The sequence below is a fragment of the Enterococcus sp. 4E1_DIV0656 genome, assembly GCF_002140695.1.
Classification (GTDB): Bacteria; Bacillota; Bacilli; order Lactobacillales; family Enterococcaceae; genus Enterococcus_D; species Enterococcus_D entomosocium.
Window position 1 is genome coordinate 478430 of record NZ_NGLF01000002.1, and the last position, 14896, is coordinate 493325.

Annotated in this window: 17 protein-coding genes; 3 read left to right on the plus strand and 14 right to left on the minus strand. The window is 41.8% G+C overall.

Translation table 11 applies throughout. From position 1 onward, the window contains the following. Positions 1-6: 6 nt before the first annotated feature. From A5882_RS15635 to A5882_RS15675, 8 genes are all read right to left on the minus strand, one after another. Positions 7-756 (minus strand): KDGP aldolase family protein, encoded by a 750-nt coding sequence (locus A5882_RS15635; RefSeq protein WP_016613418.1) that lies wholly within the window; start codon positions 754-756, stop codon positions 7-9. Continuing rightward, positions 753-1859, minus strand: coding sequence for a DgaE family pyridoxal phosphate-dependent ammonia lyase (locus A5882_RS15640; protein WP_086373071.1), 1107 nt, complete (start codon positions 1857-1859; stop codon positions 753-755). Before A5882_RS15640 ends, A5882_RS15635 begins: the two co-directional genes overlap by 4 nt. Continuing rightward, a complete protein-coding gene (locus A5882_RS15645) occupies positions 1843-2955 on the minus strand; it encodes an amidohydrolase/deacetylase family metallohydrolase (RefSeq protein ID WP_086373072.1) in 1113 nt (370 codons plus the stop codon). Before A5882_RS15645 ends, A5882_RS15640 begins: the two co-directional genes overlap by 17 nt. 4 nt (positions 2956-2959) lie before the next feature. Further along, positions 2960-4054, minus strand: coding sequence for a DUF871 domain-containing protein (locus A5882_RS15650; protein ID WP_086373073.1), 1095 nt, complete (start codon positions 4052-4054; stop codon positions 2960-2962). Between the two features lies 1 nt (position 4055). After that, on the minus strand, positions 4056-4307 hold the full coding sequence (locus A5882_RS15655; RefSeq protein WP_005235223.1) for a hypothetical protein: 252 nt from the start codon (positions 4305-4307) through the stop codon (positions 4056-4058). 27 nt (positions 4308-4334) lie between these two features. Further along, positions 4335-5633 (minus strand): PTS sugar transporter subunit IIC, encoded by a 1299-nt coding sequence (locus A5882_RS15660; RefSeq protein WP_005225702.1) that lies wholly within the window; start codon positions 5631-5633, stop codon positions 4335-4337. 387 nt (positions 5634-6020) lie between these two features. Continuing rightward, complete coding sequence (locus A5882_RS15670) at positions 6021-7325, minus strand: PTS sugar transporter subunit IIC (RefSeq protein WP_008378600.1); 1305 nt, start codon at positions 7323-7325, stop codon at positions 6021-6023. 12 nt (positions 7326-7337) lie between these two features. Further along, positions 7338-8729, minus strand: coding sequence for a glycoside hydrolase family 1 protein (locus A5882_RS15675; protein ID WP_086373074.1), 1392 nt, complete (start codon positions 8727-8729; stop codon positions 7338-7340). Between the two features lie 171 nt (positions 8730-8900). Between A5882_RS15675 and A5882_RS15680 the strand changes: the two genes are divergently transcribed. Continuing rightward, on the plus strand, positions 8901-9671 hold the full coding sequence (locus A5882_RS15680) for a MurR/RpiR family transcriptional regulator (RefSeq protein WP_086373075.1): 771 nt from the start codon (positions 8901-8903) through the stop codon (positions 9669-9671). Between the two features lie 23 nt (positions 9672-9694). Here the strand turns inward: A5882_RS15680 and A5882_RS15685 are convergent, their stop codons facing one another. Both A5882_RS15685 and A5882_RS15690 read right to left on the minus strand, forming a co-directional pair. Continuing rightward, the gene (locus A5882_RS15685; protein ID WP_086373076.1) at positions 9695-10432 is read right to left on the minus strand and encodes a MurR/RpiR family transcriptional regulator; all 738 of its coding nucleotides are present in this window, start codon (positions 10430-10432) and stop codon (positions 9695-9697) included. A 14-nt stretch (positions 10433-10446) separates the two neighbouring features. Next, positions 10447-10950, minus strand: coding sequence for a GNAT family N-acetyltransferase (locus A5882_RS15690; protein WP_086373077.1), 504 nt, complete (start codon positions 10948-10950; stop codon positions 10447-10449). Positions 10951-11121: 171 nt separating this feature from the next. On the opposite strand from A5882_RS15690, the gene A5882_RS15700 reads away from it, so the two are divergent. Beyond that, entirely contained in the window at positions 11122-11361 is a 240-nt protein-coding gene (locus A5882_RS15700) for a hypothetical protein (RefSeq protein ID WP_254908524.1), read from the plus strand. Between the two features lie 137 nt (positions 11362-11498). On the opposite strand, the gene A5882_RS19880 is transcribed toward A5882_RS15700, so the two are convergent. From A5882_RS19880 to A5882_RS15710, 4 genes are all read right to left on the minus strand, one after another. After that, the gene (locus A5882_RS19880) at positions 11499-11669 is read right to left on the minus strand and encodes a hypothetical protein (protein WP_005235207.1); all 171 of its coding nucleotides are present in this window, start codon (positions 11667-11669) and stop codon (positions 11499-11501) included. Positions 11670-11800: 131 nt separating this feature from the next. After that, positions 11801-12676: a cation diffusion facilitator family transporter gene (locus tag A5882_RS15705; protein WP_086373079.1), complete on the minus strand. Its 876-nt coding sequence runs from the start codon at positions 12674-12676 to the stop codon at positions 11801-11803. Positions 12677-12690: 14 nt separating this feature from the next. Continuing rightward, complete coding sequence (locus tag A5882_RS20015) at positions 12691-12864, minus strand: hypothetical protein (RefSeq protein WP_217808280.1); 174 nt, start codon at positions 12862-12864, stop codon at positions 12691-12693. A 12-nt stretch (positions 12865-12876) separates the two neighbouring features. Next, the gene (locus tag A5882_RS15710) at positions 12877-13902 is read right to left on the minus strand and encodes an NAD(P)/FAD-dependent oxidoreductase (RefSeq protein WP_086373080.1); all 1026 of its coding nucleotides are present in this window, start codon (positions 13900-13902) and stop codon (positions 12877-12879) included. A gap of 266 nt (positions 13903-14168) precedes the next feature. Here A5882_RS15710 and A5882_RS15715 point away from each other — a divergent pair, with 266 nt between their 5' ends. Further along, entirely contained in the window at positions 14169-14894 is a 726-nt protein-coding gene (locus A5882_RS15715; RefSeq protein ID WP_008378615.1) for an alpha/beta fold hydrolase, read from the plus strand. The last annotated feature ends 2 nt before the right edge of the window (positions 14895-14896 follow it).

Here is a 14896-nt window from a genome sequence, read left to right on the forward strand (position 1 = left end):
TCCCCCCTATTTGGCTGCTGCCAGTACCTTTTTCGTCATTTCTGCTAATGTCTGTACATCTTCAGGGCGTGTGTCCCCTGTTTCGCCATCGATGATCGAGCTGTAAATATGTGGAATGACTTTTTTCACTCCTGCATCAACAGCGATCTGCAAGATTTCTTCAAAGTTTTCTAAATCGATGCCGCCGGTCGGTTCCAAATAAAAATCATTCGCAGCACAAGCCTCTGCTACTGCTTGATACTCTGCTTTATGAGCCAACCCTTTCATTGGAAAATACTTGATAGAACTAGCCCCCATATCTTTTAATAAAGCGATCGCTGTTTCGACGGGGACTTCTGCAGCTGGAGTTTGTGAACTCAATGGTCCAGTAGCAATATTGACATAGCCGACTTTTCCCGTTGGTGAAACAAGGGCATTGACGATCGTTTCAGATTGTCCTAGCAAAGCTCGTGAGGTCCCCGCTCCCGTGAACACTTGGTTAACATGCTGTGGCTGTAGAACAGCGGAAATTCGGGAGACCATTTCACTTTGGTTGGGGTCGCCAGCACCAAGCCCTACAGAAAGGGCATTATTTGTTGCCGCTTGATAGGTTTTCATGTCAACGATGGCTGCCTCATCGCTAGCATAATTTTTTGATAAAACACCTAGGACGATGTTGCCCTCTGCTGCTTCATAACAAGCTTTCGCATTTTCAATAGAGTTTGCTAACACATTCAGACAGACACGGTCAGCGAAATAATTGGGTGAAGTTTTCATTTTTGGGTTGCTCCTAACATAATTTCTTGTAAGCGATCGGTGATCACTGCCATTTCTTGTTCATTGACTGCTCGGATATCAAATTCAATAATGCCGTTATTGGCTTGGTATTCACGGGTATAAATCGCTGGTTCTCCCGCTTTTAGCGCGTCGATCACTGCTTTGGCACTTGGTTCTTTCACTTTGACACTCGCTCGATAAATGTCTCTGCCAGCGCTATCTTGAACGATTTTTGCTTCGAAACCAGTGATTTCATTGATTGCCGCAATAAATGGTTGTAGGCGCTCTTGCATCGAAGCGCCAGATTCTGTTCCCTCCGCTAGATAATCCGTCACGGCTTGGGTAAATCCGAGAATATTGTCTTTACCGATTTTCATTGCTCGACCAATACCTTTGGATTGCAGGCGCACCCAAGAGACATAGGGCTGCTTGCCGATCACTAAGCCAGCACTTGGTCCTGACAGTGCTTTCGCACCTGAATAGATCACTAAATCAGCACCTGCTTGGGCATAGGCAAACAAATCTTCCTCAGCAGCCGCATCAACGATCAATGGAAGATCGTGTGCCTTGGCAACTTGGGCCGTTTCTGCTACCGTCAGCATACTTTTTTGAACGGTGTGATGACTCTTTATGTAGAGGATTGCCGCTGTTTCGGGCGTAATCATCTGTTCAATGTGCTCGGGTGTGCACATATTGGCATAGCCTGCTTCCACGACTTTTCCGCCCCCTTGCGCCACCATCACTTCCACCGGTGTGCCATAATCTACGTTGTGGCCTTTGGGCAAAATGATCTCCCGCTTGCTGATTTTCTCACTGTATGGGTGGTACAAATGATAGCTGTCGCCTTGACCGATGAGTGCCGCCACTGATTGGGCGATTCCCGCCGAAGCGGAAGAAACGATTTGCGCATCTTCCGTTTTCAACAATTTTGCTAAATAGGCACCGGTTTTTTCTGCTAGATCTGCCATTTCAAAGAAATGCTCCCCGCCATAGCGCTGGGCTGCAAGCACGCTTTCGCTGACTTTCGAGACACCTAGAATCGTCATTTTGCCGGAAGCATTGATGACTTCTTTCAAGCCTAGTTCTTCAATATTCAGTGTCAAAAAGTTCCCCTCCTATCACCGCTTTTTGCGGCACGATCTGTTGTGTCGTGATTCGGCGATTGCCGTTAGAATCCGTCAATTCCTTTTCGCCCTCTTCAAAGCGGAAAATCGTAAAATCAGCATCATATCCCAATGCGATCTCGCCTTTGTTCTGTAAATGAAATTGCTTCGCAGGGGCACTGGTCACCTTCTCGATGATCTCACGCCAATCATACCCTACGACCGCTAATTTTTCCATAGTCGTCGCTAAATCAAAAACAGGTCCATTGGTACGATTGCGGATGTAGATATCCGTACTAATGGAAGAAGCCTTTAGCTGATTGGCAAAGGCCGTCTCCGCCACGTCAAAATTGAAACTGTCTGTCCCATGACCAATATCGAAGACCAAGCCTTTTTCATAGGCAGCAAAGACGAAAGGCTTGATGGTTTGGTTCGTCTGATCCAAAATCCCATTGGCTTTGCCGTTAAAGCAATGGGTCACCACATCACCTGCTTCCAATTCAGCGAGAATCTCTGCTAAATTCGGTGGTGCTGAACCAATATGGACCATCAGAGGCAACGGTTGATTTTCAGCTTGGATCGCTTTGGCTAATTTCAACGGCGTGATGCCATTTTCGCCGATCACCGTTTTACTCATTCGGGCTTTGATCCCGACGATAAAGTCAGGAAACTTCTGCAACGCTTCTTTGACCAATTCTTTTTTGACTTTTGACAGATCCGCAAGTTCATCCTGCTCTACGATCCCCCATTTGGAAATATTGACTAAAGCAAAGACATTGGTTTTGGCTTCTTTGGCTAAATCATAAAACCGATGGATATTTTCGGCGCCAGTCGTCCCCGCATCGATAACGGTCGTGACGCCTTGTTTAACACCGATCTCGTCTGGATAATCATAATAGAGCGTCATTTCCTCGAAACAATGGACATGGTCATCGATCCAACCAGCTGACAAGAACTCCCCTTCTTCTAAGGTCAGCTCTTGTTTCGCCTGCTCCTTCAACATGGGTGCCAGAGCAGTGATTTTGCCGTCTTGAATCCCAATATCAAATACTTTTTCATCGATCGTGCGGGCTTGACGAATAATCAAATCAAACATTTCGTTACACCTTCCTCTCTGTGAAAGTGAATTTCGACCAAGGATGGATAAAGGGCAGCAGAACTAACTCTTGTTCGACGATCGAACCGATTTTATTTTTTCGTGGGTCTGAGTGAGGCTCTAGCACGACTTGCAGCTCGTTTTTGTACTTGCCAAAACGATCATTGCCGATCACAACATCCCCTCGTTGAAAGACTCCTTCGTGGTCATGGGCAGGATTGTCATGGTTCTTATACTTTTTACGAACTTCTGTGGAACGGATCATCCGGTCAGTGATGTCGCCTCGGCGGTAATGCTGCTCGTCAAGGGCGATTCGGCGTTCAACTTCATTGATTTCAGGCACAAATTCAATCGCAAATGCCGTCTGGTAGCGATCAATCGCTCCTAGTGCCGCCAATTCTGCTTCCGAAGCATAAGCATTGCCGATAATGACATCATCAATCAAGCCTGTGGCAAAAAAATGCTTTGCGGCAGTTTCTACAGGCATTCTTCGGTGCATTTCTAAGGTCGGTAAGCCATCATTGATATCCCAAGGTCCGATCCTTCCCGTTTGAGAAGAGATAAATGTGGCGGTTCGAATGCCTTTTTCCTTGAAACGACGACTGCATTTTTCAAAGAAATCATAGGGTAAGGCAGTCCCTTCTTGTGGATAGAAATTGTGGCAGCCGTATAAGTAAGGAATGTTGGCTTGATAGGTCAAAATATTGTCTAAATACGCCACATCATTGCTCATATTCAATTCAACAGCTAAACCAAAGGGATTGTAGGTCAACATCGCTTCTTTGTTGCCGTCAAAACCTAAATCTAAACGAATCCCATCGGCACCTAGTTCATGGAAAAAGGTCAAGTCATCATAGGAGATGCCTAGTTCAGAAAAGATGGCTGGTGCCACGTCTAAAATCGTTTCATAGCCTAATCCTTTGGCAAAATCAATCAACGCTTTAAATTTTTTCTGCACGTTTTCTTTGCCGTCGCTCACTTCCAACATACTCATAAAAATGCGGCTAAAGCCATAATCATGGGCTAATTGCAGATAGGCTTTATCTGTTTCAAAATCACTGTGATCGGGATACACCGATACTCCTAGTTTTCTTTTCAACTTATCTCATCCTCATTTCTTCATAAAAAGCAGTAAAACGTGTCAGTAAAAGCGAACTGCAAACAATCGTCGCCGTCATCGTCAAAAATGGTCCCCACGGAAACTGACGGCTCAGTAGGATCGCTGCAGCAACGCCAAGAATCCCGAACAAAAGCATCCGCCAAAACGGCACTTCTTGAATTTTTTTCCCTTGTGCTGATTTTGTTAACCAAATTTGACAACCAAAAAATAAACAAATGGCATAAATCCCCATGTTTGCACCTCACTCTTTTTGTTTTGCTTAAGCGGCTGTTTCTTCTTCTTGCTCTCGGGCAATCTGTTGTTTCTCAAAGACTTTAAAGAATGGGTAATAGATTGCGAGTGTGATAAAGAAGTTGACGATTACTAAAATCGCTGCTGCGATACTCCAGTCTGTACTCATCCAGGCGGCGATTGGTGCTGGAATGGCAAACCCAAGTCTGGCAGCCATCATCGGTACGACGCCCGTAATGGTCGCGAAGTAAGAAATCGTTGTCGTAATCAACGGTGCCACCAAGAAAGGAATGCCTAAGATCGGGTTCATTACGATCGGTGCACCGAAAATCACAGGTTCATTGATATTGAATAGGCCTGGCAAGATGGACAAACGGCCCAATTGTTTCAAGTATTTTGATTTGGAGAAGAAGAACAAAACGACCAACGCTAAGGTCGTACCGGCTCCACCGATCCATACGAACCATTGTAAAAATTGTTCTGTAAAAATATTAGGCAATTCATGCGCATTGCCAGATGCTTGGAAGGCTTCCATATTTTCAGCAATGGAAATATCCCAAAATGGACGAATGACAGGACCCATGATGGCTGGTCCATGAATCCCCAGTACCCAGAAGAAACAGATCAAGAAGACAGTCAATAAACCACCAAACAAGCTGTTACCCGCTAGCACGTCTTTTAACGGCATCAACAAATTACTTAAAAAGCCATTGATATCAAAACCAAGCATATGACGGATCACCCAGAATAAAATCAGGATCGCTCCACCGGGAATCAACGCCATGAATGAATTCGTCACTTCTGGCGGCACACCATCTGGCATTTTGATGGTGATGTTTTTTACGATAAAGAAACGATAGATTTCAACGGACAAGATTGCCGTAACGATCGCGCCAAACAAAGAGCCGGAGCCTAGGTTGGCCACATTGATATAACGTCCGGCATCAATGATACCTTCCACAGAATCAAAGACTCGCAACGGTGGTGCAGCGGTTACAAGAAAGGACATTGTTGCTAAAATACCCGCAGTCAATGAATCCAGCTTGTAGCTTTTGGCTAGCGATGAAGCAATCCCATACGTTGCATATAATGCCAATAATCCGACTGTATAACGAAAGGGAATATCCAAAACTTCCCGATACGGTTCGATCACCGCAGCGACTGATTCAATGGGGAAATTCAGCAAAATCGTAAAGAACGACCCAACGATCGTTAATGGTAAAGTAGCGATGATCCCCTTTCGAATCGCTACCATGTGCCGTTGCATCCCCACTTTATTTGCAATCGGCATCAATTTCTGTTCAATAAATTCTACAAACCCTTTCATAATTGCCTCCTTAGTTTATAACATTATAATGTTTATACAAGGATAATAGCACAGAGGATCAAGGTTCGTAAATAGTTTTTTAAACAGTAGATAGAATAATCTTTTCGCAATAACATTTCTTACAGTAACCATCAAGCGTCCTATCGTTGTCCTTTCGGTCGATACTGATACATAAATCGATTTTGGATGACGGTACAATTGATGATAAGTAACAAAATGAAAACTGGCGCCAAAGGAGTGCGGATCAACAGGAAAAACAAACTGAGTAAGAAAAGTAAGGAAACAAGTAATAGTTTCCAAAAAGACAGCGTGATTCTAGCATTATTTTTTTCTAAAAGAAGATGGGTCAGAAAAATCAAGAGCAAACAACTCACTACTAGAACCATTCTACTCACCTTCTTTAACTGTTTCTAGCTCTTGCGCCACTTGAAGTTTCTCAAATGCTTTGAAGAATGGATAATAAATCGCTAACGAAACGAAGAAACAGACGAAGACCATCAAACAAGCAACCCAATTCCAATTTGAGGTAATCAATGCGCCAAGAGGTGCGGGAATTGAAAATGGTGGTTTGACCATCATCTTAGGCATCCAATTTAAAGCGGTAACGATATAAACTATAATGGTATTAGCAATTGGCACTAGAATAAAGGGAATCGCCAATAGCGGATTCATTACAATCGGTGTCCCAAAGATCATTGGTTCATTAATATTAAAAATTCCCGGTAAAATGGAAAGACGCCCCAATTGTTTTAAATAGTTTGAACGGGAGAACATAAACAAAACAACCAATGCAAGCGTTGATCCTGTTCCACCCATTTGGGCATACCATTGATAAAATTGCTCGGTAAAAAGATTTGGTAGATCAAAGGCAGACATCCCATTTTGGAACAATTCTGCATTTTCTAAAATTGCCTGATCCCAAAACGGGCGAATGATGGGACCTAAAACGGCATGGCCATGAATACCCAATACCCAGAATACACAGATTACAAATTGTGTGATGATCCCACCAATCAAATTATTTCCCGTTAAGAACCCTTTTAAAGGAGAGATGGCGATCGTCAACAATCCATTTAAATCAAAACCAAAAAAGTGTCGCGGAATCCAAAAGACTAAGATAACTAGCAAGGTTGGTAGGAGTGCCGCAAAGGATTCTCCTACCACAGGAGGTACGCCTTCTGGCATCTTGATTTCCAAGTTTTTTGCTTTCGTAAAATGATAAATCTCTACTGAAACTAGCGCCGCAATGATCGCACCGAATAGTCCTTGTGATCCAAGTGAAGCGATGGGTAAATACCTTCCTGCAAGTACGGCATCTCCTGTCGTGCTGATGCCTTCCGCCAAATTGATTGGAACGACCATTAAAATCGTCGCTAACATGGATAAAAACCCACTTGTTATCCGATCGAGTTTGTAACTTGCACCTAAGTTGGAGCCGATCGTAAATGAGGCATAGAGAGACATTAGCCCCACCGTAAATCGAAAAGGAATGTCAAGTGCCGGTAAATAAGGAGCGACCCATTCGGTATAACCAGGAATCGGCAAATTTAAAATAATGGTGAAAAAAGAGCCAACGATCGTGAGCGGCAAAATAGAAATCAACCCATTTCGAATTGCCTGCAAGTGCCGCTGCTGTCCAATAGCATTGGCAATCGGTAATAACTTCATTGCAACCGAGTCTAAAACTTTCATTATAAAAACCTCCTAAAATTCGTTTGAAAAACCATTTCTTTGAATCACTTCTTTAAACCATAGACCAGACTTTTTCACCGTTTTTTCTCCTGTTTCTAAATCTAAGCGATAAAAGCCATAGCGATTTTTGAACGCATTTTGCCAACTCCAACAGTCCACAAATGTCCACATGTGATACCCCAGACAGTTACTACCCTCCGTCATTGCTTGGTGAAGCTCAATTAAATGCTCTTTTAAAAAAGCAATCCGATAGTTGTCTTGTACTTGCCCCCCTTCGATAAATGTTTCTTCTCCCTGAATCCCGATGCCATTTTCTGAAACAAACCAATCAATATTCCCGTATTCTAACTGGATTTTTTTGGCGATATCATACAAGCCATGAGGATAAATTTCAATCCCCCTTGAAGTATTCATCCTTCTGCCGGGCATCTCGTAATCATCGTAAAACCATTCTGGCGAAAAAACTCCCTCGGGATTAGGCAATGATTCTTTGGCTCTCACTCGCCGTGGACGGTAATAATTGATCCCTAACAGATCAATCGTTGTTTCAGCAATCAAGGCAAGATCCTGTTCTTCCACTCGTGGCATTTGGTCGTAGCACGTTAAAATAGCCTTTAACTCTTGAGGGTAACGACCTTTTAATATCGCTTCATTAAGGGAGCGAGTATAGAAGAGGTCTGCCATTTCCGCTGCCTTTAAGTCGGCAGGATGCTGGCTTCTTGGGTAAACTGGGATCACATCCATGATGATACCGATTTTTCCTTGATAAGTTCCTTGTCGAAAGACCTTAACTGCCTCACAGTGAGCAAGGATGATATGGTGAAGTACTTGTGCCGCTCGTTTAAAATCAACTACATAAGGATAGTGCCGGTCATGCAAATAGCCGGCTTCTGCTGGAATCATCGGCTCATTAAAGGTAAACCAGTACGCAACTTTCTCATGAAATAAATCAAAACAAATTTTCGCATACGCCCGATACGCTTCGACGACCTCACGATTTTCAAATCCGCCGATTTCTTGTAATTTCATTGGCATGTCAAAGTGATAAAGATTGATAAACGGTTTGATGCCTCTTTGATTTAACCCATCAAGCATTCTGGTATAAAAGTCAACTGCTTCTGGATTGACTTCCCCTGTACCTTCGGGAATAAGACGTGACCAAGAGATCGAAGTCCGAAAAGAATTAAAAGAAAGTGCCGCCATTCGATCCAGATCCGCTTCCATTTCCTGATAAAACCTTGATGTATGTTCTGTTGTAACTCCTTCAAAAAACCGATGGTTATAGTTTTTTGATGCATAATCCCAAATGTTTTCTCCTTTCTTGTCTCCAGCTATCGTTCCTTCTGATTGTGTCGCACTCGTTGCTGCACCCCAGAAAAAATTCTTTGAAAAATTATACTCCATGTCGCCCTCCTACAATTCCTTTTTTACTAAGCGAAGCATCCGCTTACATCGTTGAACAACGAAAGTATAGCATGAAGTAAAATCAATATAATGTTATAATCCAAAATAGAGAACGTTTTCATCCCTTGTCATTTGTTCCACAAAAAAAACACTTTGTTACGGAGGTGCATCATGCTTTTTCTTGACTACAATCCTGAACTTACTGCACTAGAATACGAGGTTTACCTATTTGTATCAAAAAACTTGGCTTCAGTATCTAAAATGAAGATGAAAGTACTTGCCAAAGAGACCCATACCAGTACTGCTAGTATTAGCCGCTTTTGCAAAAAATTTGAATGTGATACGTTTACCGAATTTAAGATCAATTTGCGCTTTTACTTAGATTCTCTCGTAAAATCCAAAATATCCGATAGTGATGAGTCCCAAACAATTGATTTCTTAAAGCGAGTAAACCAACCCTTTTTATCTGAAAGAATCGATCGAGCAACAGAGATTCTTAAGAACAAAAGCTTTGTGCTATTTATTGGATCAGGCTTATCTGAAACGATTGCGGAATATGGTGCACTCTATTTTACTGACTTAGGAAAAACGGCATTAAAAGTTGATGATCCCTCAAATTATCCTATCGACTGGTTTCCAGAAGACATATTGTGCAAAACCGGTATCATTGTTTTGTCGATTTCCGGGGAAACACAAGAAATGATTCGATACTTACAAAAGTTAAATCAAAAAGAGTGTCAGATAATTGCCATCACGAATACGGAAGATTCAACCATCAGCCAGTTATCCGACTTAACGGTGCCCTATTACATCGAAAGAGAGACCATTTTTAAAGCTAGTCAAAAAAAAGAGAAAACCATTGAACTGACTTCTCAGCTACCAGCAATCTATTTAATTGAAAAAATTGCCAAAAGAATACGCCTATCAGAAGAACTTCTCTGATAGGCGTAGGTAGTTTTAATTATTCAGCGGCCTTCACAATCAGTAACTAAATCAAATAAAAGTTCCACCAAATAAATGGCTGGAATTTGTGAGGACAATGAATCAGCTTCTTGATTATCGGAATAATAATAAGCAAAATTTCGCTCAGATAGTTTAGCAATTGACGTTGTTGAACGATTTGTCAGTGAAATGGTTGAAATTCCAGCGAGGCTACATTCAGTGATCAAAGATTCAAGGAATGGATCGGCGCCTTTATTAGAAAAGACTAGCAACGTGGTTTCGCTACTTAAGGTTCGCCAAACGGATTTAATCGATGTTGCTTCTTCCTCTACGCTCACGATCTTATCTAAACGTGCAAACTTTTGTTGGGCATAGCTCAAAGCAAGTGTCGATTCCCTATCACTGGCTAAGATCAAAAGTTTTGCTTTACTTATTCGTTTGGCGATCGTTAATAATGTTTCTCGATAGAAGGATTCATCCATACGTTCAAAAAAATAGTGCAGGGCTTTTTTATCTTGTTTGAATAATCGATCAGTCTTTCCTTGTTTCTGTAACGTCTTTTTCAATTTGATTTTAAATTCTGAAAAACCTTCGCAATCAAATTTTCGACAAAACCGCAGAACAGTCGTTGAGCTAGTTTTTGTTGTATCAGCCAGTTCACGAATAGACATCGAACAGACTTCTGCTTGCTGATTTAAAACGTATTGAAATAGTTGCCATTCTTTCTTACTGAACGACTTATTCTTGGCAGTGAGTTCCATTCGTTTTCTCCTTGTTACGCCCCTTCGTCTCCAGCAATCTTCTTCTCATAAATAAAATCATCCATAACAAATCCCGAACCAATCGTAACGGTGCGTTCAGAAACGCGTTCAAAGCCGCGATGTTCATAAACAGCGATCGCCTGCTGATTTTGTTTGTTGACGTTTAAATGCAACGTTTTGCCTGAGGCGATTTCCTCATACCAATCAAAGACTTGGCTGGCATAGCCTTTGCCTCTTGTGGATAGGTGGAGATACAATTTACTTAAATAAATCTGCTGCGGCGTTTCTTCATACGCTGTATACCCCACTGCTTGGTCACCTTCCATTAGTAAAAGATAGACGGCTCCTTGCTGGACTTCGTTTTGAATCGCTGCTGGTGATTGATAATGAGCCAGCATATACGCGACTTGATCCGAACCAATGATTGGTGTAAACACTTCTGGCCAGATTTCATTGATCAAACGATCCAACGTTTGGAAGTCTTCTGGTGATTGAATGATTTTTTGTGTAATTGCCATAAGATTCCCTTCTCTCTGTTGCTGTGCGAAACAGAAACTCGCTTATAAATATCTCTATTATAAGGGAAGAACCAAAAAAAGAAAGGGCACGTTGAATAAAGATCCCTAAAAGTTTCAAAAGATGGTAAACTAGAAGTGAAAAAATGGCTACTAAAAGGAGGTAGTAATACGATGCAACTCTTACAACTACTTTTACTGGCAATCATTTTTGTTTCTTTCTTCATGGTGTTGATTACACGGGTTTTATCGATGACCAATGGCTTGATCTTTTCTCGTTCTCCTCAGCAATTTAAAGCACACGCTCATGATTCTAACTATGAAAAAGAACGACAAGCAGGCAAGCGCTTGAAAGAGATTATATTTCGACGCATTATTCCTTTAGGAATAGCCTCTTTGCTCATTATGGATTAACCGCACTATTAAACGTCCTTTAAAAGTTTTTAAAAAGACTTGAACAAATCGAAAAATAACCGGCATCTTTTCCTGTTGATCAATGCTCCTTTCGCTTTCGCTGTGGGGAACATCAATGCATAAGATGCCGGTTTTTTTTATTTGCTTACTGCTGCTTTAGAGGCTTGAACTTTTTTCAGTAAAGCGAAGAGGACTTGGCTATCATCGATAGCCGCAATATATTGTTGGCAAATTGCCATCATTTCTGTTTCATCCATTTTATCTAAAGAAATAACTAATTCATTTTCTACTACCTGCTTATTATTCATAGGGCTCCCTACTTTCTTCCTTTGTTACCTCTAGTTTGCCATGAATGAGCAGGTTCCGTAAGAACTTTTCAGTTTACAAACAGGAAACGGGTGGTTTACATCCTTGTCCTACCAAGGTTTTGCCAGAAAATTTATTCGGTAGCTGGCTCAATGTGGATGTCAGTATCAAACACCTGAAAACGATCAGCTAAGAGATCTTCAATAGCATCTGCCACGTTATGACTCTTTTCAACCGTCAAAGATTTGTCCATCGTCACGACGACATCGAGAAAAACATTGGCACCATACATTCTTCCTCGAATCGATTTAACAGATTTCACTTCAGAAAAACCAGCGATTGCCGCTTCATACTCCACGACTAACGATTCATCAAACCCATCAGAAAGTGAAAAGGCACTCTCGCGAAAAATATCAACGGCGGTTTTGATAATCAAAAGAGCTACCACGATCGCAGTCAAACTGTCTAACCAACCGATACCAAATGAGGCGGCAAAAATAGCGATCGCCGTTCCAATACTTGTCCACGCATCGCTGCGGTTGTCTTTAGCAGCTGCTAGCAAGGCGGAGCTTTTTACGCGAGCGGATAATCGCTTATTGTAGTAATACATGCCATACATCAAAATAGCTGAAATGATACCGACGAGTGCCGCAATCATATCGGGACTTTGCGTTTCACCGAGTAGAATCGTTTGAATGGAGGACCATAAAACCTGCAGACCGACCGCCAGCATAATCAAGGATGTTACGAGACTCGCCACATTTTCTGCTTTCCAATGACCATATTTATGGTCTTCATCTGCTGGCTTTTGAGCCAAACGCAAACCGATCAAAACAGCGATAGACGCTACGATATCCGTCGCATTGTTTAATCCATCCGCCCATAATCCTTCAGAGTTTGCCAAACGACCAATAACTAGTTTGGCGATGGAAACAAAAATGTAGGCAACGATACTTAAGATAGCGCCTCTTTCTGCTTGTTTTAATTCTGCATATCTTGTTTGATTCATGTCATCCCCTCCAATTAGTCAACTTGAAAATAATAGCTGAAATTTTCATCAATTGCATCATTTATTTGAGAGATTTTATTTTTTAGGAGTGGCAAACATTCACTTCTAGTGAAACGAATTTCTGTTCTGAGGCTACCAAAAAAACAGGACTCCCAAGGGAATCCTGTTTTTTGCTTTTTTTCTTTCACAAAGAATCGCTGCTACTCGTTCACCAGCAGCTGTCGATTTCTTTCACTAAATTTCTCGTTATGGGAAGAAACCATCGCTTGTGGGACACTAGCGGGCTCTAAATACTGTTTGATCTGGATAACTGCTTGCGCAGCATCTTGAAAGGCGCCTGCCAAAAGATTCACTTTGCCTTTGAAGTAATGGATGTCACCAGCTGCAAACACACCGGGATGGCTGGTTTTTGTTGGAATCTCACAGTTCAAATAAAAATCTTCATGACGTGCGAGATCAAAGGAAACTTTATCTAACAAGGCACTGTCCCGGTCATAGCCATGTTGGATCAACAAATGATCGCATAAAAAATCGATCGTTTCTTGGTTAGCACTGTTTTTTAATCTTAGAACCATATTGAAGGTTTCGGCTTGATTCACCCCGTCAATCGTGTGATTCATCAGCACTTGAATCCCTTCTGCTTTCATCTTCTTTACTTGTGCTTCATGGGCCTTCAATTTCTCGCCCCGATAACAAAGCGAAACTTTTGCCCCATAAGACGCCGCTTCAATCGCATAATCAACTGCTGCATCCCCGCCGCCAGAGATCACAAGATGTTTGCCTTGGATCGCTTGCTGGTCAGGAAACTGATAGTGGATATAGTTGTCGACATTATTATGGATGAAACAAGGCAATTTTTGCGGAGAAACGACACCGCCGCCAATACAAACTAAAACGGTGCGTCCAACATGGGTCCTCCCTTGGTCATCCACTGCATAAAAAAGATCGTCTTCCTTGGTCAATTCGATGATTTTCGTTTTCAGATAGATCGTTGGATCAAACAACTTAGCCTGTTCAATCAAGTGTTCTTTGACTTTCTTCCCCTTGGTTGGCGGCAATGCACCCACATCCCAGACCATTTTTTCAGGATAAAAATTGATCTTCCCGCCTAATTCGGCTTGTGCTTCAAACAATACGACCGATAGATCACGTAATCCAGCATAAAAACTCGCATAGAGCCCCGTGGGCCCTCCTCCGATAATCAGAACATCTGCTATAGTGGTCATTGGCTAGCCTCCCTCTCATAAATGAAAATCATTCTCAATTAGTTAGTTCGATTATAGTCAACGAATACGTGTTTGTAAAGAATTTTCTGAAAACAAATTAATTAACTTAGCCGATTATTTTTATTTACATTGTAAAGAAAAAAGCCTTTTCCTAAATATCTGCTAAAGAAAAAATGAGTAGAATGTTATTTTTTCTCATTTTATCTAGTGATATGTTTGTGATAGCTACTGACTTCAAGGTATACTCTTAGAAAGTAGGTGAAAAAATGGAAGTTGAAAAATGTTACGCACCCTTACCGGATGGGTCTGTCCTCTATTATGAAAAAACCGGTTCAGGATGCCCTCTTTTTTTATTGCACGGAAACGGCGGTAGCAGTGCCTATTTCTCAAAGCAGGTCGACGCATTGCGACAAAAACATCAATTGTACTTAATCGATAGCCGTGGGCATGGCAAGTCCACTAACACACAGAAAAAGATCGATTTTTTTAAAATGGCCACGGATCTTTTAGCAATCATTCAGCAAGAAAATTTGTCTAAAATCGCCCTATTAGGATTTAGTGATGGGGCTAATCTAGCAATGGTCTTTTGTCATCTTTACCCTGAGTATGTTAGTTGTATGATTTTAAACTCGGGCAATACTGAGCCACGGGGAGTTAGACTCTTTTCTCGAATGGGGAGTGTCTTGCAATATCTGATCGTTTGGCTTTGTTCCCCATTCTCAAAAGGAATGCGGGGCTTTCTCCCTATTTTGGGATTGTTGTTTCGTCCAATCGGTTTATCTACAGCCGATTTGAATCACCTCAGTGTGCCGACATTGATTTTGGTCGGCAAACGTGATTCGATCAAACTTTCCCATTCTTTTTATATTGCAAACAGTATCCCTCAGTCCAATTTTATCGTCGTCAAAGGACAAGGACATAGTTTTGCACGAAAGAATCCAGAGGTATTTAACACGAAAGTATTATCTTTTTTAGAAAAGGTCGGTGAATAACT